Genomic DNA, 25,755 nt, shown 5'->3' with positions numbered 1-25,755 from the left:
ATTTCAAGAATAATAACGATAAATAGGATCTGCCGTGCGCCAATGGATTGCTTTTAGCTTATTGTTAATAAGCTCACTCATATTGTCGTTGCCCGTATCTGCTGCTGTATTAAGTTGTGATGCGCCGATTAAATTTGGCGCGCTTACGTGGGAGAGTGGGCAATTTACCACTGGGGTGTTGAAATATATCACTGAAAACGGCTATGGCTGCCAAGTGACTGAGGTACCGGGTGCTGGTCCGGCGCTTGAAAATGCTCTGCTGCAAGATGATATCCAAGTAATCGGCGAACAGTGGATAGGGCGCTCGCCGATTTTAGAGCAAGCGATCGAGGACAAAAAGGTGGCCATTATTGGCGATACGCTTGAGGGCGGTGCGACTCAAGGTTGGTATGCGCCCAAATATGTCCTAGAGGAAAATCCCGGTCTGCGTCGTTATCAAGATTTGCCCAAATACGCTGAGCTATTTAAAGATCCTGAAGACCCGAGTAAGTCGCGCTTTATGAACTGTCCGTCAGGATGGGCATGTGAGATTTTTAATACCCGTTTATTAAAAAATACCGGTTTAGATAAGACTTTTAACAGTGTCCACCCCGGTACAGGCGCTGCGCTTGATGCCGAAATATCCTCTGCTTTTGAACAACATAAACCCTTATTATTTTATTACTGGCAACCGACTGGGCTCATGGCAAAATACGACTTTGTGCCTTTAGAGTTCCCTGCGCACGATGATGCCTGTTGGCAAGATTTATTAATAGCTGATGGTACTTCTGATTGCATCTCAGGCTTTCCTGTTTCTCCTTTGAGTATCGCGGTATCAACGCCTTTTATACAATCTAATCCTGAGCTGACTGATTTTTTTAAACAAGTTAAATTTACCCCGGATCAGCTCAACGGCGCTATTTTAGAGATGAATGAAAACAAGCGCAGCGGTGATGAGCAAGCGCTGGTATTTTTACATCAAAATCCTGATATTTGGCAGACGTGGATAACGCCAGAAGCGGCGCAGAAGATGGCAGCAACGCTTGGGATGAGCCTGAACGGTAGTGCTTTATCAAATAACGCTGCCTCAAATAGATCAACAAACAATAATACCGCTAACTTATTCAGCGTGTCTTCAAGCTTTCCTGCATGGTCGCTTGAAACGTCGCTCAATAACGTCTTAGCGACTGTGGTTAGAAACTATGGTGACGTTTTTCGCAGTGTTAGTAGCGCCGCTTTAACCTATCTATTGTTGCCCATTGAACGCTTTTTAACCTTTATGCCGCCGTGGCTAATCATTACGCTCGTAACCGTTTTAGCATGGTTTGGCGTTCGTAAAATATGGTTTGCGCTGGCATGTGGCGTCGGATTATTTCTAATTGGTGCGTTTGGATTATGGGGCGCATTGATTGATACCTTTGCGCTGCTCATTGTCTCAGTGTTGGTCACGGTGGTGGTTGGTATTCCAATCGGTATCGCCATGTCTGGTAGTAAAATCTTGCGTAAAATTATCACACCGATACTCGATGTGATGCAGACCATGCCAAGCTTTGTCTATTTAATACCCGTTCTGATGTTATTTGGCATCGGCAAAGTGCCCGCGCTATTTGCCACCATTATTTATGCCTTGCCGCCGCTGATTCGTCTGACCACTTTGGGAATTACCCAGGTCAACCATGAAATGGTCGAAGCAGGGCGCTCATTTGGTAGCACGCATTTGCAGCTGCTGATTTGGATTAAGTTGCCACAAGCGCTGCCTAGTATCATGGCGGGTATTAATCAAGCGGTCATGATGTCGCTGTCTATGGTGGTGTTAGCTTCTATGATTGGCGCGCCGGGTCTTGGTGAAGATGTGTTGCAATCGATTCAAACGCTTAATATCGGTCAAGGCTTACAAGCGGGTACTGCTATTGTCATTGTCGCCATCATTATTGACCGTATTACGCAGGCCTTTGGGCAAGGAAAACGCGCGCGGCAAAAAACCATTGATGCGGGCAGACGCCCGATTGGTTAATGATGAATCATAAAAATAAAAAATGAGAGCCACAATGAACCATATTCAATTAGAAAATATCAGCAAGATTTATAATGCCAATAGCTCGCAAGCGCAGTCGGCCTTGGCATTATTGGCAGAAGGTATGGACAGCATTGCCGTAAAAAAGCAGACTGGCTATTCGGTCGGTCTTTATGATATCAATTTAAGCGTTAAAGCGGGCGAGCTGCATTGTATTATGGGTTTGTCAGGCTCTGGTAAATCAACCTTGATACGCCATATCAATCGTTTGATTGATCCAACTAGCGGAAAAATTTGGGTTGATACCGCTATTAACGCGAAAGAATCTACAGAGGGAACTGTCTCTAATTCAGCGGTCGCAAGCGAAGAGCAATTACCGGCTAGAAACGAAAAGTCTTCTGCTATTAATATCCTAGCACTCAATGATAAAGAGCTACAGCACTATCGTCAGCAAACAGTTAGTATGGTGTTTCAGCATTTTGGTTTGGTGCCTCATATGACGGTGCTACAAAATGTCGCTTACGGTTTACGTGTGCGCAAAATGAGTACCAAGGAGCGCCATGAAGTGGCAAGTTATTGGCTCAATGAGGTCGGGCTACCCAATCTAGAACGCAGCTATCCTGATGAGTTGTCTGGCGGTATGCAGCAGCGGGTGGGACTGGCACGGGCGTTGGCAACCGACAATCCAATCTTACTGATGGATGAGGCATTTTCCGCACTTGATCCCCTTATTCGCGCGCAGCTACAAGACCAGTTACTTGATTTACAAGAACGGCTTAATAAAACCATCGTCTTTATTACCCATGATATCGATGAGGCGGTGAAAGTTGGTCAGCGTATCAGTATTTTAAACGGTGGGCGGCTGGTACAAACTGGTAGCGCAACTGAGTTACGCAACAATCCCGCTGATGATTATGTGGTGCAATTTATGGGTGCTAAAAGTTAACTACCTTATAGTCTTAATCTAACTGATATTAACTATTAAATGTCTTATTAAGTGATTGATTGGCCTAGTAATATTGATTTTTCACTATTTTATCCTCATATAAATATAATCGCCCATTAATAATTGCTCACATCATTTCTTTGTAGCCACTTGTGTATATCACTACTCTTACGGCGTTGTTAAAAAAGTGTAGCAACCACTTATTTACTATTAAAGTAAACTCCACTAGCGATGTATACTATTAAGATAGACTAATGTCGTTATCATTCTTTTTATTTTCATATATCTCGCAATCTATTTGCTTTCACTAACATTCATTCTGCTTTATTGCTGTTGAATACGCTTAATAACTATTAATCATTAAGCGGGTGCTCGCAAGATTTTGTGAAAAGGATTCTTCATGCTACCTGATAAACAAGATAATAAGTCTCATAATATCAATCGCTCTGATAAGGGCAGCAACACTCATGATTTAGTGACACAGTCACCGCGAGCAGCTGCACGCTGGTTAAAAAATGTCAGTGCTTTTGGGGTAACGACGGTGTTAAGTGCAGGGATTTTGGTTGCTTGCGGACAAATGAGTAGCGCAGAAAACAATGCTAAGAACAATGCTAAGAGCAATGCTAATGCCAGTAGCCAAAACAGCGGCGTAAAAAGTTCACGGGATATGCTGCCATCTGATATGCTCGGGCAAATGCAGGCGTTACCGCAATTAACCAAGGGTTTGGGCAACACAGGTGCGGCGGTTATTGACCCCAATAAACCTACCTTGATTAAGTTTTGGGCAAGCTGGTGCCCGTTATGTCTAGGCACGCTTGCAGAAACCGAAGAGTGGCGTACCGATCCTAAGTTTGCCGGTTTAAACCTTGTTACCGTTGCCAGTCCCGGTCATCTCAATGAAAAAGCAGAGAGCGATTTTAGGACTTGGTATGCAGGCGTGCAAGCTGATTATCCTAAACTACCCGTATTGTCCGACGCTTCGGGTGAGCTGATTAATAAGCTCGGCGTGCAAGTGTATCCAAGCTGGGCGATACTCGATAAAAAAGGCAACTTGGTGCATTTGGTCAAAGGTAATATATCAGCAGAGCAAGCCTATGCCCTTGCTGAAAATGCTGATAATGACTTTGCCGAGCTAAAAGCGGGTAATGCCAAACCGGCAAACGCCCAAGCATTGAATAACAACAGTAAAATTGAAACCATCAAGCAAAAAGATGGCGTTTATTATAACGATAAAGGTAAGGCGATTAATACGCGCTCAATCTATTTAGCAGGTGGCTGCTTCTGGGGCGTTGAAGCTTATATGGAGCGTGTCGAAGGTGTGGTCGATGCAGTCTCAGGCTATGCCAATGGCGACACGGCCAATCCAAGCTATGAGCAAGTGATTCGCGGCTCAGGTCATGCCGAGACGGTTAAGGTTACTTACGATGCCGATAAAACCGATCTTGATACGATTCTAAAATACTACTTGCGCGTGATAGATCCAACCAGCCTCAATAAGCAAGGCAATGATCGCGGCGTCCAGTATCGTTCGGGCGTTTATTACACTGATAAAGCAGACAAAGCGGTGATTGATGCGGCGCTCAAACGTATCCAAAGCCAGTATAAACAAAAAGTCGTGGTAGAAAATAAGCCTTTAGATAACTTTTATCTGGCTGAGATGTATCATCAAGATTATTTGGCAAAAAATCCAAATGGCTATTGTCATGTCGATTTAAGCCTTGCCGATGATAAACCAGAAGGCACTGCGCGAACCAAGCTTGCACCGGTCAGCACGGTTGCTGAAACTTTAGATCCCAAACGCTATGCAAACTTTGATAAAGGTGCGCTAAAAAACACTCTAACCAAAGCCCAGTACAATATCACTCAAGAGGCGGCGACAGAACGTGCGTTTAGTCATGAGTATGATAATTTATTTGCGCCAGGGATTTACGTCGATGTGGTGAGCGGTGAGCCGTTATTTTTATCCACCGATAAATACCAATCTGGCTGCGGTTGGCCAAGTTTCACCAAGCCGATCGATAAGCAAGTGATTACTCAGCATGAGGATACTGCCTTTAACATGGTGCGTACTGAGATTCGCTCACGGGTAGCAGACTCGCATTTGGGGCATGTATTCCCTGATGGCCCAAAAGACCGCGGCGGACTGCGCTATTGTATCAATGGCGGTGCACTACAATTTATCCCAGTCAGCGTGATGCCGCAGTCAGGCTATGCGCCGTTGGTAAAATTGGTAAAGCCTGCAAAACCTTAATGATTGATATTGATGATTAAACTCATAAAGAGACGTTAAGCTGATGCTTGGCGTCTTTTTTATCAAAAAGCGCCTTAAAACCATGTCCCTTCTAGGGCGTGGATATCAGGCGTCAGTTATTGTCGCTCAGCCTTAAAACAGACTTGTCAACCAAACTCATTGAGACCATAATCACTCTATGAAAACGCTCAAGTGTCGCATCAAAGACAAACACGCCAATCAGCTAAATACCTTAGCGGGCGCAGTTAATTTTGTGTGGAACTATGTGAATGACTTGAGTTTTAAGCATCTTCAACGCACCAATCATTTCTTTTCCGCTTATGATATTGCCGCTTATGTAAAAGGTAGTGGCGAGCTGCTAAACCTGCACAGCCAAACCTTACAAGCCATCACCGAAACCCATACTAAATCTCGCAAGCAATTCAAAAAAGCCAAACTAAATTGGCGAACCAATAACCCAAAATCTAAGCGCAAATCACTTGGTTGGATTCCTTTTAAAAAAACAGCAATCAAATATTTAGGTGTCAAAAAAGCAGGTAAAAAAGCTCTTAAATCCACCATTCAATTTAGCCTATCAAAAGGCAAGAAGCTGACCATCGACGTGTGGGATAGCTATAATCTAGCACTCTACACCATCAACACCTGTGAGCTTGTACAAGACAGTCGCGGCCACTGGTATGCGTGCATCACCGTTAAAGAGTACCCAAAAATTGAGTGCGGTACAGGAGAAACTGGTATTGATTTAGGCTGCAGGGACTCAGCAACGACAAGTAATGGTGAGGTACTAAAAACCAAAGTCACCCAGCAATACGCTAAAAAACTAGGCATTGCTCAGCGGGCTAAAAACAAACAAAGAGTTAAGGCGATTCACGCCAAGATTAAACATACACGCCAAGACTTGATTCATAAATTTACCACCAACCTTACCAAGACTAATAAAATAATCATCATTGGCAAACTTCAATCAAAATCATTTACCTCAACCAAGCTAGCCAAGTCCGTCTATGACGCCGGTTGGTTTGAGATTAAGCGGCAACTGACCTATAAGTGCGAGAACGCAGGTTGTCACTATGTTGAGGTGAATGAAAGTTACACCACCCAAACTTGTTCGTGTTGTGGCTCACGCCAAAACAGTCCGAAAGGTAGGACGGGTCTTGGAATAAGAGAATGGCTTTGCGAGTGCGGTGTCACTCATGACCGTGATATTAATGCGGCAAAGAATATTCTTGCGCTCGGGCTTGAGCGTCTAGTAGTAGGAATCCCCTCACTTTAGGGAGGAGAGGAAGTCAAGGCTGTTATTCCAAACCTATAAGTCAGAGTAAAAGGATAAATACGATTATTATCGTTGTAGTTTTGCTTTTATAAGCGTTGAGTTATGAAAAATGAGACAAACTTCGTTATACTCAAAATCTGAACCTTTTCTATTATTGGCATTTTGATAACTTTGGCATCTTGATAACTATTGCTACCTATTTCGTCGCTCGTTTTGTTTAGCGACTTTTCATTTTTGTATTTAAGGCTGTAACATGACCGTTACTCAAACTTCTAAACCTTTTGAACCTATTATTACCTCGTTATTGGATAACGACTTATATAAATTTACTATGTTGCAAGCCATGCTACATCAGTTTCCGCAGACCCATGGCGTTTATCGTTTTCGCTGCCGTAATAACGAAGATACGCTGTATCCATTGGCGGATATCAAAGACGATTTAGAGCAACAGCTAGACAGCTTGTGTGAATTGCGATTCTTAGAAGATGAGCTGGAGTATTTACGCGGATTGCGCTTTATGCGTTCAGACTTCGTTGATTATCTAGAATTGTTTAAGTTAAAGCGCCGTTTTATCACCGTTAGCACCGACGAAAAAGGCCGCTTGTTTATTGACATCGAAGGGCCGATGATTCAGGCAATGTTTTTTGAAGTATTTGTCCTAGCCATTGTGAATGAGCTATATTTTAGTGCTTTATCAAATGCCAGCGTTATTGAAGAAGGGCAACGTAGGCTAGATGAGAAAGTTGAGTTATTGCATCAGTATGCGGTAAAACAGGAAAAATATGATAATAATACACCGCCATTTATCGTCGCTGATTTTGGTACACGTAGACGCTTTAGCAAGGTTTGGCAAGCGCATGTGGTTGAGACTTTACATAACGCTGAACCGAAAATCGTCAGCGGTACGTCAAACGTTTATTTAGCAAAAAAACTCGGCATGACGCCAATTGGTACCATGGCACATGAGTTTATGCAGGCATTTCAGGCATTGGATGTGCGTTTGCGTGATTCACAAAAAGCGGCACTTGAAGCGTGGGTACATGAATATCGTGGTGATTTGGGTATTGCGCTGACCGACGTCGTTGGGATGGATGCATTTTTACGCGACTTTGATTTGTATTTTGCCAAGCTGTTCGATGGTCTGCGTCATGATAGCGGCGACCCGTATGTTTGGGGCGATAAGGCCATTGCGCATTATAAAAAATTAAAAATAGACCCAAGAACCAAGATTTTGACCTTTAGTGATGGATTGGATTTAAATAAGGCGTGGAATTTACATCAATATTTTAAAGGTCAAATAAGAACCAGCTTTGGCATTGGCACCAATTTGACCAACGATATGGGCATCACCCCGATAAATATCGTCCTAAAATTGGTTGAGTGCAATGGGCAGCCAGTTGCCAAATTGTCGGACAGCCCAGGCAAGACTATGATCAATAATGATACCTATCTTGCCTATTTGCGCCAAGTTTTTGAAGTCGATGAGCCAGAATAGAGCTGACTTAATTTAGTTTAAATGTCACTGTTCTCTGTGCTATCTTCTTCGGCGAAAGCGGCATCTAACGCTTGCTGCACGGCATTGATACGGGTTTCGCAAACGCGATAAGCGGCAATCGATTCCTCAACCGTTGTCATCAGATTATCGATATCTGGCTCATCTTGTTGCTGTAGCTCAGCGGCATTGGTTTTTAGAATAACATAAGCTGCCTTAAAGGTCTTTGGGGCGGCTTTTTTACGTTTGCGAGTAGGGGTTGTCATAAGGTTTCCTAATATTCACATTAGTTTAAGAAAAAAACATAGAAAGAAAAGTAGATAAAAAGTTGTTAAATATTTTAGTTTCAGGAGTCTGCTGCTGTTATAAATTTTCCTTGCTTGCTGTGTGACTTCGTCACTGTTCGAGGCTACGCAAAATTTATCCCAACAGCTGTGTATTTTTATGGCAAACAGACTATAACTAATTGGTCTTCACATCAATAATCTGTGCTTTTGCCTTACCATCTTTTAAGATGATATGTACCGTTTTCTCAGCATAAAGTTGCGTACTGCTGGTCAGTATCTGCTTGTCTTTTGCATCAGTGAGCATGGTGTAGCCTTGTTTAAGCACGCGAGAAGGACGATGCAAGAGCACAATATCGCGCAGATATTCGCTATCACGTCGTGCTTGTAGCAACTGCTGCTGCGCACTATGTATAATCGTCTTTTTTTGGTTTTGGCTATAACTTGATGCAATGGTTAATTGCTGATAAGCAGAATTTTGAGTTTGGACTCGCAGCTCACTGGTTCGTCTGGCTGCTTGTTTGACTTGGCGCTGGGCACTTTGCTGAATACTCTGCCAAGCATAATCACTGTCTTTTTGCAGGGCGGTCAGTTGACCAATCGTTTGCGACTGAATGTGACTCAACTGGCGTGTCGTTTGTTGCTCAGCGATATTCAGTTGACGCTGCGCTGCTTGTTTGATTTGCGCTTGGTATTGCAGCGTTTGCGTGACGAGCTGGGCTAAATGCGCCATGATAGCGGCAATCACTTTTGATGGCGTATCAAAGCTGGTATGCGCCACTTCATCTAAAATCACTTTATCACGCTCATGACCGATACCAACCCAGACAGGGATAGGCTGCTCGGCAACGAGGGCAGCAAGCTCATAATCATTGAGATACGCCAAATCACCAACCGCGCCGCCACCACGGATAATGACTAACAAATCTGGCAGGCGTTGATAGGTGTCGTAAAACTGCTGCTGGGCGCTGACGATAGCTTGTCGGATTTCACTTGGTGCGTGATTGCCCTGAAAGGTGGCGTGATGGTAATGGAAATGACAGGCACCTGTACGAGCTAAGCGGTCCGCATCGGCTTGAAAGTCGCCCAATCCCGCTGCTTTTTCAGGGGCAATGACTAAGACATGTTCGATATCAAATGGGACGGGTAGCTGCTGATTGAGGTTTAATAAGCCTTCGCCAGTCAAGCGGTCGACCATCTCCGCGTATTGCCGCGCCAAGTCGCCTAACGTATAGCTTGGGTCGATATCTTCAATAGTCAGTGAGAAACCGTATTGTGCATGAAAGCCTGCCGATACTTTGAGTAATACGGTCAAATCACGGTCAAGCGGCATACCGGTTGCGCGCTCAAACTTTGCTAAGACGCGCGCCGCTTTAAAGCGCCAAAGATTACCACGGCAGCTGGCAATAACTTTGCCGTCGTCATCTTTTTCTGCCAGCTCAAAGTAATAATGCCCACCTTTGCTTGATAGGTTGCGAATTTCAGCTTTAACCCATACGCGGTGATTAAAGGTCTGTTTGATGACCATATCGACCGCCGACAAGTAATCACTTAGGCGTAAAACCGTATCTTCTAAACTGACTTCCAGACTGTTTTCTTGCTCAGCCAGTTCAGCTTCCAAGGTCGCTAAATCTTTGGCAGGCACCAAAACTTTGTCTTTTTTAGAGCTGGCTTGTTTCATATTTGCTAGATTGGGTTTGCGCATAAGAGGAGACCAAAGGTAATCGAGGCTGAAAGGTTAACGACGTTAGATTAACTCATCAAAGTAAAGGTTGCAGGTATAAAAGACCAGACAGGATAGTTTACCCCAAAAGTGCCGCTACAAAAAGTAAAGCCAATAAGCCGCGATAAATATAGATGAATATAATAGCTATCTCACAAACTTATTGGCTAAAGGCTAAATAATGACGGCTTTATTGGCAACGAAAATTAATCATGTACTCATAATCATCTTTACGTGATAAATCTGGCGTGCCCGTCCCAAAGATTGAACCGATGACCGCGCCCGCTTGTCCGACCATACGGCCCGTTTGCTCATTTAAAATACCGTTATATTTGACTTTATCATCAACGATAATCACTTGTTTTCTTCCGCAAGTTTTTTGCGCACTGTCTATCGCATTTTGCTGGGCTTTTACTTTGCTCTCAGCGATGCCTGTGGTTTCATAAATCGAGTTAGCGCGCTGAATTACCGGTGAAGAAGGCGTGCTTTGACAGGCACTCAAAGCCAGAGCCGCAGCCAGTGTTGCTGTTAAAGTAGCGGTTTTATTAAAAATATTCATAATAGTTTCCTTTTTCCTATAAGTTCAATATATTACTCGACAACTTGTATGAATCTAACGTATTGCGACAAGGAGTGTCTAGGCGGTTATTGTGTGCAACGTTGCAGGTACACAGCAAATTACTTGAAATATAAACCATATCTAGGATAATTGAGGTATTCACCTTTAACCAATAAGTAAATTTATGCAACTGATTCCTGCTCCTGCTGGCGTGCTCGAAGTCGACGCGCTATGGCAACAAGACAATCCTAAAGATGCGAATACCGATACAGTGGCGCTGCTTTGTCATCCCAATCCGTTATTTGAAGGCACGATGAACAATAAAGTGGTCACGACCATGTATCGTTTTGGGCGTGATAGCGGCATGCATGTGGTACGTTTTAACTTTCGCGGCGTTGGCCAGTCAACCGGCGAGCACGACTACGCAGATGGTGAAGTAGTCGATGCGATGACCGTGCTACAATGGATTGCAGAGCAGACCAACGCTCGTAAGCTATGGCTAGGTGGCTTCTCCTTTGGTGGTTATGTGATAGCACGTGTCGCTGAGCAAGTCATGGTAGCGCCGCATATTTGGGGACTGGGTGATTTTGAAATAGCAAACGTCGCGCTTATCGCGCCCTCAGTCGAAAAAAATGACAGCAGTGATATCACTTTACCCATTGATAAAACCTTTGAGATATATGGTAATGCTGATGAAGTGATTGACCCAAATAATATGCAAGCATTCGCTGAGCGTTTAGGACTGGCCGTTAGTATCGTTGATGGTGCTGGGCATTTTTTCCATGGACGTTTATCTGAGCTAAAAGGTTTGTTGGAAGAGCATAGTTTTGGCTCTAAAGAGTCGCAGTAAAACCAGCTGGTGTCTTAACCAATTTATCTAAGCATACTTTTAGCTTTTTATATTTATTTTGTCTAATAATGAGTCGTATTATGAGTTTATCTCCCTTGCAACGTTATGAGCAGGCCATTAGCACTGATGAGTTTACTCGAGATGAGCAGCAATATCAGGCAATGAGCTATTTAGATGGGTTGTATCATCAGCTTAATGATAGCGTGGCGCAAAAAAAAGGCTTTTTTAGCTTTTTAAAGTCAAAACCTGCGGCTCCCAAAGGTTTGTATATGTGGGGCGGGGTGGGGCGCGGTAAAACGTGGATGATGGATATGTTTTACGACTCTTTGACCATTGAGCGTAAGATGCGCCAGCATTTTCACCACTTCATGCAGCGCGTCCATCAAGAGCTAAATAATCTACAAGGTCAAAGCGATCCGCTAGAAAAAGTCGCGGATATCATTTATGCAGAAGCACTGATTATCTGTTTTGATGAGTTTTTTGTCTCCAACGTCTCAGATGCGATGATTTTAGGTGATTTGTTTACCATGCTATTTAATCGCGGCGTGACTTTGGTCGCCACATCAAACATTGAACCAGCAGGGCTTTATAAAGATGGTCTACACCGTGATCGCTTTATGCCAGCTATCGCCGAAGTTGAGCGTCACACCACAGTGATGAATATTGATTCTGGTATTGATTATCGCCTACGTGTCTTACAGCAAGCGGAGTTATATGAGTCGCCGTTGACCAAAGCCAATCACCACTGGCTTGCCAACCGTTTCGCTAGCTTGTCTAACAATCAAAAAATCAGCAACGCGCCTATTACCATCAATGGTCGCGAAATCAAAATCAATGCCCGTACCGAAGATATTTTATTTTGTGACTTCCGTCATTTATGTATGGAGCCACGCTCAGCGTCCGACTTTATCGAGATTGCCAAAGAATTTAGCACGGTGTTAATCAATTCTGTGCCCGCTTTAGATGATGATTTGCGTGATCCGACCCGCCGTTTTATTTATCTGGTTGATGAGTTTTATGATCGCCGCGTCAAACTATTGGTAAGAGCAGAGCAGCCAATTCTCGAGCTTTATCAAGGACAAAAATTGGCCTTTGAGATTGAGCGTACACGTTCACGCCTGCTTGAAATGCAGTCAGAGGACTATTTGCGCATGGATCATCGCATCGAAGGCTCAGAAGCGGCGTAAGGCATATCGCTAATGCAGTTGCATAATAATAAATAAGGATAAAATATGAATAGTTCTGAAAATAATATGGATAACGGTAACGAACTGAACAGTAATAGCGAAGAAAATCAAGCCGAAAGCCCGAGAGAGGTAAACGCGCAAGTAACCAATGAACAGCTGATTAACTGGATTAAATCAAGACGTAGCATCGGCAATCTGAGCATTCCGGCACCGACAGAGTCTCAGATTAAAGCAGCTATTGACTGTGCGGTTACCGCTCCTGATCATAAAAAACTGCGGCCATGGCGCTTTATCGTCACTCAAGGTAATGCGCGTCATGACTTGGGCCGGGCCTTTTTAGCGGCTGCTGAAGCACAAGCGGCGCAAGCGGGCGAAGAGATGTCTGAGAAATCACGCAAGAAAACCTACAATATGCCACTGCGTGCGCCGGTTATTATTACAGTCGTCACCCACATGCAAGTTCATAAAAAAGTGCCACCTTTTGAGCAAATGCTCAGTGCCGGCGCGGCAGTGCAAAACTTAATTTTGGCACTACAAGCTCAAGGTTTTAGCACAGTTTGGCGTACGGGTTTATTGGCCAATGAGCCTGCCGTCAAAGCCTATTTTGGCGTTGGGGCAGATGATTATGTCACGGCTTTTGTTTATACTGGCAGCAGTCCGTGCGATATGCCCACGCGCAAGCCGATTGATATTGAGGCATTACTGCGTTTTGAGTCATAGCGTCCAGACAGGTCTATGATTACGGCGATGTTTCAAAATAGTAAGCGTTGCTATAACGTGATACAGCAAAGCAAAACAATGACCAAACTGGTCACGTTATTTCAATAAAATAACGGTTCTATATCAATAATTGTTGAAACATACCCTCAATCTCACTGTATACTCAGCACAAATTCTATTCATAATTCAGTCAGTCAATACGGATAAAATAATATGACCAGCGCTAATGATAAAAAGACAGATGCAAATATAAAGGACAGTCAAACGGACAATCAAGGTGCTGAAAAACAAAACAGTTTGCTATCCGGTATCATTGAGCGTGCCACCAAATCTGGGCTAGGGCGTAAGAAGTTAAATCCTAGCGCGGTTGAGTCTGCGGTGGCAAAAAACATGGCAGAAATCCATAACAATCCAACCAAGCTGCGTTTGGCATTTTTAGGTGGCGGTAGCTTTGGTACGGCAATGGCAAACTTGGCTGCCCGCAATGGCTGTGATACCACGCTGTGGGTACGCAATAAACGTACTGTTAAGGCTATGGCAAAGACGCAGACCAATAAAAAATATCTGCCCGGTTATAAGCTTGATGATCGGCTCAAATACAGCCACGATTTGCAAGCGGCGGTCAAAGATACCGATATTATTTTTATCGCTGTCCCAGGCCTCGCGTTTCGCGAAACCCTTAAAAGCATCGCACCCTTTATTAGCGGGCAATCTATTGTCTCTTTGACCAAGGGTATGGAAAAAGATACCTTTGCTTTGATGAGTGATATTATTAAAGATGAGCTGCCGGAAGTGAACTTTGGCGTGATGTCAGGGCCAAATCTCGCCATTGAAATCATGAAAAATATGCCGTCTGCTACGGTCATTGCCAGTGACTCTGAGCCACTACGCCATGCGGTACAAGCAGCATTACATAGTGCTTTCTTTAGAGTGTTTGCCAGTGACGATGTTCGCGGTGTTGAGCTTGGTGGCGCGCTAAAAAATATTTATGCCATTGCCATGGGAATGGCGGCAGCTTATGAAGTGGGCGAAAATACCAAAGCCATGATATTAACGCGCGGTTTAGCGGAAATGAGCCGTTTTGGTGTCCATGCCGGTGCCAATCCGCTGACCTTTTTAGGTCTGTCGGGCGTCGGTGATTTATATGCCACTTGTAGCTCAGAGCTGAGCCGCAATTACCGTATTGGTAATATGCTCGGTCGCGGTATGACCATTGATGCGGCGGTCAAAAAATTGGGTCAAACCGCTGAAGGCGTCAACACCATTCAGCAGGTACATGAAAAAGCCACCAAAGAAGGCATTTATATGCCGATTACCCATGCCTTGCATGCGGTAATTTATGAAGACAAAGCCGCGCTTGGTGTCGCCTTACATCTTATGGAAGCGGGCTTCCGTAGTGATGTTGAGTTTGTCATGGAGCATGACCATAGTAATGCGGCACTAACGGCGCAAATGCAAACAGCAAGCAAGACTAAGCATAAAATAGACGAAAATAAGTAAAGCGTTTAGCAGAATGTAGCTATTTCATTGTTAACATTACTTTATCATCAAAATAGTCAGGTAAACGTAACACACAAGGTGGTTAAGATTATGAAAATTATCTTAGTACGTCATGGTCAAGCAGAAGATGGGACGCGCCCAGACAGTGCACGGCAGTTGACAGATTTTGGTCAGAAACAAGCGGCGGAAACGGCAGAATATATTACCACTCATTATCAACCTGATTGTTTTGTTGTGAGCCCTTATAAGCGGGCGCAACAGACGCTGGCAGCATTACAGTTACGCGCTCCTAACGTGCCCTCACAAATACAAGAGAATATCACGCCGTCCGACGATGCCCATCAGGCGCTCATCGACATTGGTAATGTTGAAACGGAGTGTCTGGTGGTTGTCTGTCATATGTCTATTGTTGCTCATATCGCTGGCCTGCTGACGGGTGATTACCCTGAATCGTTTGCTTTAGCAGAAGCGCGCGTGTTTGAGATGGATTTTGTGCTGGCGGGTATGGCAACCGAGATAGACCGCTTTGTTCCAGAACAACCTTATTAGTATCAATCATACACACGCTCATAAGACATTTAAATGCTTGCTAGACCATAGCTTTAATAAATGACAGCTTTAATCAGCAATGACTCTAAACAACAGCTTTGATAATTAAGGACACATTTGGTGTTACATGTTTGGTTAAGAGCGCAGCACAGTCCTCTAGCGGTCTGGCACGAAGACATAAAACAATGGCAATTGGTCGACGGCTGGCAACAGCTACATGATATCTATGGTAGCTATAAAACCAATAGTCAAAAATCGGTTTGTCTGTATTTCCCATCAAGCCATGTCTTACAAGTAGAGTCTGAGCTAAATACGGCTCAGCTTAAACAATTAGGTATGAGCGGTAAACAGTATTTATTTGAAGAAACTTCTCTGACGCCGGTTGAACAATTAGCCATTCGCCAAGTGACTGAAAATACCAGTCATCATCTCTATGCTTTGGCTCAAAGCGATATCGAAGCATGGCAGCAAAGCGCCAAGCTTGCTGGCATGAACATCGTAGCATTATTGCCTGATTTTTTATTACTGCCAACGCCAGAAGAGGGCGCAGGTCAGCAGATTGTATTGTACCAAGACCAACAAACCACGCTGCTACGCCAATCCTTACATCAAGGTATGGCAGTCAGTTACTTGCCTTTAATCTTTGAGCGTTTTCCGCATTTAAGTGAAGTGCTGCTATTACCAGCTATTGATGACGCCTTTGTAGATTCGAGCCACGCTACTGATATGGTTAATGAGCCTGCGTTCGATGATATTGATTTAACCAAGCATGATACCGTCAAAGTAACTACTCAAACGGCGGCAATGATTGCCGAGCATCAATTACTATTAACCACGCTACCAGTTGCTCCTAAACCGCTTGAAATTCCTGAGCGTCATGCGCTGAACTTTTTTATTAAATCGACCGATTCACAATTATCACCGTATCTGCGGGTGGCAATGATGGTAGCGCTGTCAGCACTCGTGTTACAAATGGCGACCGATGGTGTGCAATGGTATCAGTATCAGGCGGCGACAGTGGCGACCAAAACCGAGATTGCCACCCAGTACCAGTCTTGGTTTCCTAATGAGCCGCTTAGTACGCGCACCAAATTGCAAGTGCAATTGCAACCAAAACTTCGTAGTGATAGCCAAGCGCCTAACGCTCACATAGCGGTATTATCACGTATATCACCGTTGATTAAACAGTCGTCATTACGAGCGCAGGCGTTAGTCATGCAGCCAACCGCACTTAGCTTTACACTGATTGCGCCAGACCGCAGCAGTCTTGATCAATTTACCAATACGTTAGTTGCTCAAGGCTTAAATGCTAAGTTGGAACAAGTCAACGGCAATGAGCAAGGGCAGTTTAGTGGTCAAGTGACCGTCGATGTGGTGGAAAACAATAGTAGCGTTAGCAATAAAGGGTAACCATGAAAAGATTACAACGCCTCGCCAAACGCAGCACTATGGTGGCTGACCCTAAAAGCAGTGCATTATCAACGCGCATGAGTAGCTATCAAAATATTTTAATGACACGTTGGCAGGCATTGTCTGCGCGTGACCAATTAGCCTTACTGCTATTGTCGGCGTTTTTGCTGTTATTTGTCGGTGGCTATGGCGGCTATAGCGTCCATCAAGCAGCAAAAGCGAGCAAAAATGAGTATCACGAGCAGGTCGCTGATTATTTTTGGTTGCGTGCCCAAGCTGGTAATATTGATAGCAATGCGTTAAATGCTACTAATTCAGCAGATGGCGCTGAAGCGATGCCGCCGGCTAGCCGTATCAGTGCGCTGTTAAATAATTCAGGGATTGCTGATGCGCAGGTCATTGCAGCGGGCGATGCGGTACAACTGAGCTTTACCCATCCAAGCCAAGCGGTGGTGAGTGGTGCACTCGGTAATCTTGAGCAGCAAGGTTGGCAATTTACCCAACTGTCGATGCAACAAGATTTGGTTACCAAGGCCATTCAAGTACAGGCGACCGTGACTTCTTAATATTTTTAGTCAATTATGTAAGAAAAATATTTAACCACGTTAACGCTTTAAAAATTACCACATTGAAAACCTGACAATTTGCCACAATAAAAATAACTACAGACCACAGAACATAACGAGTGACAGCATGATAAATAATTCTAATAATACGATGAGTGATGATAAGCGCCGCTCTTTGACGACATATAACCACATCACCTATTTGCTCTATGTGCTCAGCTACTTTACCGCTGGGCTATTGTGGATTGTGCCTATCTTTATGAACTATGCCAAACGCCGTGATGCGGATGGTACTTGGCTTGCCACCCATTTTGATTGGCAAATCAAGACATTTTGGTACAGTATTGTCCTGTTCGCCATTGGGGTGCTTATTGTCGCCTTTGCCTTAGGCGGTTTTGGTGTCAGTATGTTCGCTGAAACCAACAACATTGCCATCGGCTCAGTATTATTGGCTATTTTAGGTTTTGTTATTATGGGCTTTACTTTTATTTGGCATCTGTACCGTATTGTACGCGGTTGGATTGCGCTTGCTGATGGCCGCCCAGTGCCTTAATCTGAGAATATGAATATCAATAAGTGGTAGATGTGGATAAAAATGCTGTCTGATAGGGGTTTCTTTACTAGGTTAAGTCAGTCAATTATCAGTATTAACGCTTATTTATTCGCAGGATAGGGCGTAATTTTCCTGATGAAACTTTGGTCTTATTTCAGTTAAGCTGATATAATCGCAGCGCTTGACCGCATTCGTTTTTCTTATTCATTCTTTCTTTTCAAGCAGGGTCTGTCATTACTATGTCTTACGCCTTACTTCGCCCTTTTTTGTTTAATATGGACCCCGAGCACGCGCATGAGATGACCTTGTCTTTATTGGATAAAGCTCATAAAGCGCGTGTGTTGGGCTTAGTATATGGTCAGTCAATGCAGCCAACCGACTGTATGGGCTTACAGTTTGCCAATCCTGTTGGGCTTGCCGCCGGTTTGGACAAAAACGGCGATTATATCGATGCATTAGCAGAGTTGGGTTTTGGTTTTATCGAAGTGGGTACGGTCACTCCAAAACCGCAAGTTGGCAATGATCGACCGAGACTATTTAGAATCAAACAAGCCGATGCCATTATTAACCGCATGGGTTTTAATAACGAAGGCGTTGATTACCTGATTGAAAACGTCAAACGCTGTAAATACCAAGGCAATATCGGTATCAATATTGGTAAAAATGCTGCGACTCCGGTTGAAAATGCGGCTGATGATTATGTCTATTGCTTAGAGCGTGTCTATCCGCATGCGTCTTATATTACGGTCAATATCTCCTCGCCGAATACCAAAAATTTGCGCGACCTACAAAGCGGTGAAGCGTTAACCCAATTATTAGCTACCATTAAAAATCGCCACAATCAGCTGGCAACCGAATATGGTTTTTATGTACCATTGGTATTAAAAGTCGCTCCCGATTTAGAGCCATTACAAGTGGATTACATCTCTAAGCAGTTGCTGGACTTTGAGATTGATGGTTTGATTGCCACCAATACCACGTTGAGCCGCGTGGGTGTCGAAGATTTGCCCGATGGTGAGCAAGCAGGCGGCTTATCCGGTCGTCCGGTCAGCCACATTAGTACGCAAATTCTACAACAATTCTCTGACCAGTTGGGTGGTAAGGTCACGTTGATTGGCGTTGGTGGTATCGATAGCGGTGACAAAGCCGTCAAAAAAATTGAAGCAGGTGCAGATTTGGTGCAGCTATATTCAGGACTTATCTATAAAGGGCCGGGACTGGTACAGTCTTGCATTCAATCTATCGGTGGCTATTACGATGCGATGGAAGGTTAAGATTGTTAAAACTGCAAGCTTTTCACCTTCACTGAAGTACACCAAATAAGATGCAAATGAGGCGATAAACATGAGTGGTTTAGATATTGTAATTGCTGTGGTTGTCCTGATTGGCTTATGGCGTGGTTTTCAGGTAGGTCTGATTAAGACAGCTGTCGGTTTAGTCGGTTGGTTTATCGCACTTATTGCTGCTACGCGTCTGGCAGGTTCGGTCGCGCCGCAATTATCAAGTATGGTAGAGAATCCTGTTTTACAAATGGCGCTGGCGTTTTTAGTGATTGTGATTGCTATTTTAGCCATTATGCATCTGGTTGCGTTTGTGTTTTCTGGCGTACTTAAAACCTTACGTCTTGGCGTCCTTGATAAAATGGCGGGCGGGGTACTTGGCGCGGCAAAAAACGTGCTTATGGTTTTGGTGGTGCTTAGCGTCAGCGCACCATTGTTGGTACAAATGCCGCAGTGGGAAACCTCAGTGCTCGCGCCTGAATTACTGCCTTATGCGCCCATGGGTAAAGAGCTGGTCTCAGATATGTTTGGGATGGCATGGGATCAGGTCAATCAGTCTTAAATTTTATAGATCCAAAGGCATGCTAAGCACTTAAAAAAAACTATTCAAGCGTCTTTAATATTCGTAAAATACACCTCTATTTATCATCATTAACTCGTCTTATGGATAATTAGCCTTATCTATTGTCCGTAAGTCGTTATTCTTAGCAAGATCATCAGCGTTGCGGCAAAAGATAGGCAAACATTTAAGACAACCTTATCAGCCGTTATTGTGTTATCAATGTGTGGTACAAAATAGGATACAACTATGTGTGGAGTCGTTGGGGTCGCAGCTCATGAGCCGGTCAACCAAATTCTTTATGATGCCTTAACCATGTTGCAGCATCGCGGGCAAGATGCGGCAGGTATTGTGACTTTACAGGATGGGCGTCTTTATTTACGTAAAGAAAATGGCATGGTACGTGACGTGTTTATGAACCGTCATATGCTAAAACTGGTGGGTAAGTTTGGTATCGGTCACGTCCGTTACCCGACCGCTGGCACCTCAAGTAGCGCCGAAGCACAGCCTTTTTACGTCAACTCGCCTTATGGTATTACCCTTGCGCACAATGGTAACCTAACCAATGCTGAAGGTTTGGCTAAGTCTTTATATCAAGAAGATCGCCGTCATTTAAACACCGATTCAGATTCTGAGGTGTTGCTAAACGTGCTTGCGCATGAAATGCAGAATATCAATAAAACCCACCCGACGCCTACGGATATCTTTGCAGCAGTAACAGCAGTTTATAGCCGTATTGAAGGCGCTTATGGCGTGGTTGCTATGATTACGGGGCATGGTTTGCTGGCCTTCCGTGATCCAAACGGTATCCGCCCGCTGATTTTTGGTAAGCGTATGGCTGCTAACGGCGGCACAGAATATATGGTTGCGTCAGAGTCAGTCGCATTGACAGGTTCAGGCTTTAGCATTGTCCGTGATGTTAAACCAGGCGAAGCGATCTTTATTGATTTGGACCATAAACTGCATACGCATCAGTGCGTTGAGCAAAAAGAGTACACGCCTTGTATCTTTGAATATGTGTATTTTGCCCGTCCAGATTCCATTATGGATAATATCTCGGTTTATAAATCACGCCTACGTATGGGTGAAAAACTGGCCGATAAAATCCTTGCTGAATGGGGTGAAGACCACGATATCGATGTGGTTATTCCTATTCCTGATACTTCGCGTACCTCAGCGATGGAGCTGGCGCTAAAGATGAACGTCAAATACCGTGAAGGGTTTATGAAAAACCGCTATATCGGTCGTACCTTTATCATGCCAGGTCAGCAGCAACGTAAAAAATCCGTGCGTCAAAAGTTAAGCGCCGTACCGCTTGAATTTAAGGGCAAAAACGTCCTCTTGGTTGATGACTCAATCGTTCGCGGTACGACGTGTCATGAAATTATCCAAATGGCACGTGATGCTGGTGCCCGTAAGGTATTTTTTGCCAGTGCTGCACCGCCGGTTAAATATCCAAACGTTTACGGTATCGATATGCCAGTGCGTAGCGAGCTGATTGCTTCAGGTCATAGCGTTGAAGAGGTACGTGAGATTATCGGTGCCGACCGCTTGATTTTCCAAGATTTGGACGATTTGATTGAAGCGGTAAAAGATACCAAGCATAGCAAGGTTGAAGGCTTTGATTGCGCAGTATTTAATGGCTGCTATATTACTGGGCAAATCAACGAAGCGTATCTCGATCATCTACAAGAGCAACGTAACGACACCGCCAAAACAGGCAAAAAAGGCGTGCAAATCGTTGCTGATACGCCAGTCGATATGATGGGCGTAGAAGAGTTATAATAGAATAAGTAACTCAAAAATGGTAGTAAGTAAAAAGGCTGGATTCGTAAAGATTCCAGCCTTTTTTATTAGCACAAATAAACGTAGTCAGTATGAAATAAAATGATGAATAAACAGCCATAGGCGGCTGGTATAAATTTTCCTTGCTTGCTGTTATCACAGAGGTTACGAAAAATTCATCCCAGCCGCGCTGTATCTTTTTTAGGGTCAATATACGCTATACACTAAATTTTTAATCAGCCTAAAAAACGCGTAAATAACCACAAAAAGCCATTAATCGCCGCGATACCGACGATCATGCTGACCAGCAATTGACGACTAAGATGATAGATAAGTAGCACCAATAATAACGCGCCAATTTGTGCCATAAATAAATGTACTTCGGCACTATTTAAGCCAGCTTGGAAGCCAGCATCGCCTGACAAACCTTGATAAGAAAGGCTGGTTAAAATCAGTAATACCATCACAGATAGCGGCAAGCTTTCATTTAAGCGATGTAGCCACGGTGTATCTAGCAGCTTTTTAGGTATTAAAGCGGGCAGGGCACGGGTAATAAAGGTCACGGCTGCCATCGCCAGTGTGGCAAGAATCAAATAACTACTGCTCATTGCTGCCTCCTTGCACACTGCGCTGTAACCAAAAACCACGCGCTAAAATCAGCAGCATACAAATCGTAATCGCTACTAATAACAACCAATTACTGGTAAATAATGAGGCAATCATCAAAGCAATCACCGCAATGCCAATCGGGAAATAGCGTTTGATACTTTGGAATTGCTCATAAGCTAAAATGGCAAATAAACAGACCAAGGCAAAATCCAAATGCGGTACCAAGTCACTGAGTGCACTGCCAATCATTACACCAATCGCACCAGCTAATACCCACCAACTTTGGTTAAACAAACTAATCGGCAGTATGAGTGATTGGCGCGACTCGTTTGGCAAACTGGTCATTACCGAAAACGTTTCATCGGTGAGGGCAAATAAACAGTAGGTTTTCGCTATTTTATTTTTTGGCAAATACTGCAATAACGGCATACCATAAAAGACGTGACGCAAGTTAATGGCGGCAATGTTGGTAGCAATATTACCAATCGGTAGCCCAGCACTTAGCATCGGTAAACACGCATATTGCGCCGCGCCTGCATATAAGACTACACTTAGCATAATAGTCGCCCACACTGGTACACCGGCTACTTGTGCGAGCACGCCAAAGGCGATGCCTGCTGGCAGATAACCCATGGCGACTGGCAAGCTTTTTTTAAAGCCTTCTGCCCAATGGTAATAATAGGCTTGATTTTGGTTTATCTCATTTGATTGAGTAGTCACGTGATATCCTAATTTTTCTTAATCTCTAATTTTTCTTACTTTGATGTGTCGTTGATTATCTCTTTTCTTCTTTTTAAAACGCCTCATGTTAGCTAATTACTTTAATGGTCAAGCTTCAGGCTGCAATTTTTCATAGCTGCCTGTTTGATGGGCACGGTATAAAAACCCACCAAGAATCATCAATCTTAATAATAATAAGCACCAAACGCTAAGCCAAATACCGGTCATATCCCATTGCTGGTAGAGTAGCCAGCTTAAAGGGAAAAAGATAAGCGCCAATATCAGCGCGGCATTACGAATGACGCTACCAGCCGTTAAACCAAAAAATATTCCATCGAGCCAATAAGCGCCAACGCCAACAAGTGGCAGTAGTACCGCATAAAGATGATAGTCATAAGCCAGCGCAAAGACGGGTTCAATATTGGTCATAAAATCCAAATAAGTTGGCATTGCAAGCCACCAAATCGCGCTTAGCATCATGGCAAGGCCGTAACTGACCACGCCTGTGCGTTTGACGATAATGCGAAAACGTGGCCAATCGCGTCGTCCTGCTGCTTGTCCGCTTAAGGTTTCTGCCGATACCGCCACGCCGTCAAGGGCAAAGGCTGAGATGCTTAATACCTGCAATAAAATAGCATTGGCGGCCAAAATGACATCGCCGCTTTGGGCCGACAGTCGGGTAATCCAAGCAAAGCTTAGGGTTAAAATAAGCGTACGGATAAAAATGTCTTTATTTAATGAAAATAGCCTAAGCATTTTATGTTTGGTAAAGTGGTCTTTATTAGCATTAAATAACGCGCGCCAAGAGATTTGTAGATGTCGACGGCTGAGCCACAATGCTAAGACCACCCCAAGCCAAAAGGCAATGGTCGTGCCTAATGCTACCCCAACCAAGCCCATCTGCAGCACATAAACAAAAAACAAGGTCAGAATAATATTAAGCAGGGCGATAAAGCCTTGCTGATAAAGCATATAGCGGGTTTTGCCTTGACCGGCAAACCAGCCGATAAAGGCAAAATTCATCAGCTCTGCGATAACGCCCCAAAAACGGACGTCCAAATAAGTTTTGGCTGCACGACCGCTATCAGGATTGGCAGAAAGCGCTTGCAAGCCAAAATCAATGAGCCAAGGTTTTGCAATAAGTAGCACTGCGCCAATCATAAACGCAAGTAACAAAGCCCGCTGCAAAATTGATAGCAGCGGCGATTGCGTTTGTTTATGCGCATCATTATGAGCCAGCTGACCGAGGGCTTGTGCGGACAGTCCAGATGACGCGTATTGCAAAAAGTTAAAGCTGACTAATATCAAAGACAGCAGCTGAATAGCCAAACCCATGCCAGCAAGCTTGGCAGTGTCATTCATATTACCGACAATAGCTGTATCAATGACGCTTTGTAGTGGCATCGCAAGGTTAGCCAATAATACAGGTAAGGCAATCGCGATGATACGCGCATAGCGAGTATCAATAGGCGGCATAGCACTTGGCGGCAGGGTAGATGACATAGCTTAGTCGCTTATATAACCATATAATAAGACAGAAAAGTTTAGTGATGACTTATCGAATAGTATTAAAAGATGGATAAAAATAGTATAAAGACAAAAGCACCTAGAGTTTAGGTGCTTTTATCGTGATAACGTTTGCTAAACAACTAAAAGTCTAGTGATTGGCTTTTATACAAGCGTTAGTCTTGCTCATACATTTTTGGATCATTAAAAGTAACGATTTCTTCTTCAAACTCAGGCTTTACTTTAACGATAAAGTCATCACGTGACAAACCCATCGCTAGAGGAATCGAGCTTGCGATATAAGTAGATGAGTAAGTACCAGCAAGTAGACCAATAAACAGGGCAGCCGAGAACCAGAATAAGCCATCACCGCCTAAGAATAACATCGCTAGTACTACCAATAGTACCGTTGAGATGGTCATAATCGTACGGCGCAGCGTCTCTGTCAATGACAAATCAACCGTTTGACGCGGCGTGATACCACGCACGCGGCGGAAGTTTTCACGAATACGGTCATAAACGACGATCGTATCGTTCAGCGAGTAACCAATCAACGCCAGTACAGCAGCTAGGACAGTTAAATCAAACGGAAAACCAAATAATGCAAAGACCCCGATGGTTACCACCGCATCATGGAATAGCGACAGTACTGCGCCAAGCGCTAGCTTAAACTGGAAGCGTAGGGCAACATAGCCAAGCATACAAGCCAATGCCAATGCCAATGCCATAACCGAGTTTAAGTAGATTTCGTTACCGACTTGGCTACCGATTATATTAACGTTACTGATTTCAACGTTATTATTAGGCAATGCTAATGCTTTACTCAGGCTGGCGTTCAGTCCATCGACGTTATCTGACTGTGGTGGCAAGCGTACTAAAAGCTCTTGGCGCGTACCTAGATACTGTACGACCGCATCGTCAAAGCCATTATCGGCTAGGGCATTTACCACATCGGCTTGCTCAGCAGGCTGCTCATAACGCACATCTGCTGAAACCCCGCCGGTAAAATCAAGACCTAGATTTAGACCATTAACGGCGATGGCGATAATACTGCCAATCACCATCAGAAGCGATAGAAGTGCCATCGGCTTTTCTAACTTCATAAATGGGATGATACGTTGATCGCCAATGGCTTTGATACCACCTTCTGCGTAAGCAGCGGCATCTTCGGCAGAACCACCTAACATCAAATTAGGATCAACCGCTGCTGTGTTACCAGATGCTTGGGTCGCCAAGGCTTGATTTTCTTTCCCACCGCGGCGGGTTTTTGAACCGGTCAATTTAGAGGTTCTAGGATTATTAGCTTGCGTATTACTGCCTTTGCCATCACGGCGCGGTTTTTTACGGCGGCGCGTACCAGTAGTATTTGCTTCACCGTTTGAGCCATTTCGATCTGGGTTATTTTCTTGTTCTAGCGGATTGTTATTATCGATAGCCATA

Annotated in this window: 23 protein-coding genes; 16 read left to right on the top strand and 7 right to left on the bottom strand. The window is 44.1% G+C overall.

Annotation, left to right across the window (positions count from 1 at the left end; genetic code table 11):
- Positions 1-34: 34 nt before the first annotated feature.
- From A7325_RS11350 to pncB, 5 genes are all read left to right on the top strand, one after another.
- Positions 35-1,993 (top strand): glycine betaine ABC transporter substrate-binding protein, encoded by a 1,959-nt coding sequence (locus A7325_RS11350; RefSeq protein ID WP_197488905.1) that lies wholly within the window; start codon positions 35-37, stop codon positions 1,991-1,993.
- A 34-nt stretch (positions 1,994-2,027) separates the two neighbouring features.
- Positions 2,028-2,939 (top strand): ATP-binding cassette domain-containing protein, encoded by a 912-nt coding sequence (locus A7325_RS11345; protein WP_068408214.1) that lies wholly within the window; start codon positions 2,028-2,030, stop codon positions 2,937-2,939.
- 400 nt (positions 2,940-3,339) lie between these two features.
- Positions 3,340-5,190 carry a bifunctional peptide-methionine (S)-S-oxide reductase MsrA/peptide-methionine (R)-S-oxide reductase MsrB gene (msrAB, locus tag A7325_RS11340; protein ID WP_068408212.1) on the top strand — a complete coding sequence of 617 codons (1,851 nt, stop codon included), beginning with the start codon at positions 3,340-3,342 and terminating at the stop codon, positions 5,188-5,190.
- Between the two features lie 178 nt (positions 5,191-5,368).
- Complete coding sequence (locus A7325_RS11335; protein WP_068408210.1) at positions 5,369-6,463, top strand: RNA-guided endonuclease InsQ/TnpB family protein; 1,095 nt, start codon at positions 5,369-5,371, stop codon at positions 6,461-6,463.
- A 253-nt stretch (positions 6,464-6,716) separates the two neighbouring features.
- Positions 6,717-7,958: a nicotinate phosphoribosyltransferase gene (pncB, locus tag A7325_RS11330; protein ID WP_068408208.1), complete on the top strand. Its 1,242-nt coding sequence runs from the start codon at positions 6,717-6,719 to the stop codon at positions 7,956-7,958.
- A 17-nt stretch (positions 7,959-7,975) separates the two neighbouring features.
- Here the strand turns inward: pncB and xseB are convergent, their stop codons facing one another.
- The 3 genes from xseB to A7325_RS11315 form a co-directional block, all read right to left on the bottom strand.
- Positions 7,976-8,221 (bottom strand): exodeoxyribonuclease VII small subunit, encoded by a 246-nt coding sequence (xseB, locus tag A7325_RS11325; protein WP_068408206.1) that lies wholly within the window; start codon positions 8,219-8,221, stop codon positions 7,976-7,978.
- Positions 8,222-8,417: 196 nt separating this feature from the next.
- Positions 8,418-9,944, bottom strand: coding sequence for an exodeoxyribonuclease VII large subunit (gene xseA / locus A7325_RS11320; protein WP_068408204.1), 1,527 nt, complete (start codon positions 9,942-9,944; stop codon positions 8,418-8,420).
- 208 nt (positions 9,945-10,152) lie between these two features.
- A complete protein-coding gene (locus A7325_RS11315) occupies positions 10,153-10,521 on the bottom strand; it encodes a hypothetical protein (protein ID WP_068408202.1) in 369 nt (122 codons plus the stop codon).
- 184 nt (positions 10,522-10,705) lie between these two features.
- Here A7325_RS11315 and A7325_RS11310 point away from each other — a divergent pair, with 184 nt between their 5' ends.
- The 11 genes from A7325_RS11310 (at position 10,706) to purF (ending at position 21,480) form a co-directional block, all read left to right on the top strand.
- A complete protein-coding gene (locus A7325_RS11310) occupies positions 10,706-11,371 on the top strand; it encodes an alpha/beta hydrolase (protein ID WP_068408200.1) in 666 nt (221 codons plus the stop codon).
- 80 nt (positions 11,372-11,451) lie between these two features.
- On the top strand, positions 11,452-12,558 hold the full coding sequence (gene zapE / locus A7325_RS11305) for a cell division protein ZapE (RefSeq protein ID WP_068408266.1): 1,107 nt from the start codon (positions 11,452-11,454) through the stop codon (positions 12,556-12,558).
- Between the two features lie 45 nt (positions 12,559-12,603).
- Entirely contained in the window at positions 12,604-13,278 is a 675-nt protein-coding gene (locus A7325_RS11300; RefSeq protein WP_068408199.1) for a nitroreductase, read from the top strand.
- 213 nt (positions 13,279-13,491) lie between these two features.
- On the top strand, positions 13,492-14,778 hold the full coding sequence (locus A7325_RS11295) for an NAD(P)H-dependent glycerol-3-phosphate dehydrogenase (protein WP_068408198.1): 1,287 nt from the start codon (positions 13,492-13,494) through the stop codon (positions 14,776-14,778).
- A 90-nt stretch (positions 14,779-14,868) separates the two neighbouring features.
- On the top strand, positions 14,869-15,327 hold the full coding sequence (locus A7325_RS11290; protein WP_068408197.1) for a SixA phosphatase family protein: 459 nt from the start codon (positions 14,869-14,871) through the stop codon (positions 15,325-15,327).
- Positions 15,328-15,447: 120 nt separating this feature from the next.
- Entirely contained in the window at positions 15,448-16,737 is a 1,290-nt protein-coding gene (gene gspL, locus A7325_RS11285; RefSeq protein WP_068408196.1) for a type II secretion system protein GspL, read from the top strand.
- Positions 16,738-16,739: 2 nt separating this feature from the next.
- Positions 16,740-17,303, top strand: a complete 564-nt coding sequence (gene gspM / locus A7325_RS11280) for a type II secretion system protein GspM (protein WP_068408195.1) — start codon at positions 16,740-16,742, stop codon at positions 17,301-17,303.
- A 127-nt stretch (positions 17,304-17,430) separates the two neighbouring features.
- Positions 17,431-17,856: a DUF4870 family protein gene (locus A7325_RS11275; RefSeq protein ID WP_068408194.1), complete on the top strand. Its 426-nt coding sequence runs from the start codon at positions 17,431-17,433 to the stop codon at positions 17,854-17,856.
- A gap of 239 nt (positions 17,857-18,095) precedes the next feature.
- Entirely contained in the window at positions 18,096-19,130 is a 1,035-nt protein-coding gene (locus tag A7325_RS11270) for a quinone-dependent dihydroorotate dehydrogenase (protein WP_068408193.1), read from the top strand.
- Positions 19,131-19,200: 70 nt separating this feature from the next.
- Positions 19,201-19,698 (top strand): CvpA family protein, encoded by a 498-nt coding sequence (locus tag A7325_RS11265; RefSeq protein ID WP_068408192.1) that lies wholly within the window; start codon positions 19,201-19,203, stop codon positions 19,696-19,698.
- 246 nt (positions 19,699-19,944) lie between these two features.
- Positions 19,945-21,480 (top strand): amidophosphoribosyltransferase, encoded by a 1,536-nt coding sequence (gene purF, locus A7325_RS11260; RefSeq protein ID WP_068408191.1) that lies wholly within the window; start codon positions 19,945-19,947, stop codon positions 21,478-21,480.
- A gap of 236 nt (positions 21,481-21,716) precedes the next feature.
- On the opposite strand, the gene A7325_RS11255 is transcribed toward purF, so the two are convergent.
- From A7325_RS11255 to secF, 4 genes are all read right to left on the bottom strand, one after another.
- Positions 21,717-22,088 carry an AzlD domain-containing protein gene (locus tag A7325_RS11255; protein ID WP_068408190.1) on the bottom strand — a complete coding sequence of 124 codons (372 nt, stop codon included), beginning with the start codon at positions 22,086-22,088 and terminating at the stop codon, positions 21,717-21,719.
- The gene (locus A7325_RS11250; protein ID WP_068408189.1) at positions 22,078-22,809 is read right to left on the bottom strand and encodes an AzlC family ABC transporter permease; all 732 of its coding nucleotides are present in this window, start codon (positions 22,807-22,809) and stop codon (positions 22,078-22,080) included. Before A7325_RS11250 ends, A7325_RS11255 begins: the two co-directional genes overlap by 11 nt.
- A gap of 108 nt (positions 22,810-22,917) precedes the next feature.
- A complete protein-coding gene (locus A7325_RS11245) occupies positions 22,918-24,312 on the bottom strand; it encodes an MATE family efflux transporter (RefSeq protein ID WP_068408188.1) in 1,395 nt (464 codons plus the stop codon).
- Between the two features lie 179 nt (positions 24,313-24,491).
- Positions 24,492-25,754, bottom strand: a complete 1,263-nt coding sequence (secF, locus tag A7325_RS11240; RefSeq protein WP_068408187.1) for a protein translocase subunit SecF — start codon at positions 25,752-25,754, stop codon at positions 24,492-24,494.
- Position 25,755 lies beyond the last annotated feature (1 nt).

It is taken from the genome of Psychrobacter sp. SHUES1, assembly GCF_001652315.1.
GTDB classification, from domain to species: Bacteria; Pseudomonadota; Gammaproteobacteria; order Pseudomonadales; family Moraxellaceae; genus Psychrobacter; species Psychrobacter faecalis.
This window is presented reverse-complemented; position numbering and strand designations above follow the sequence as displayed.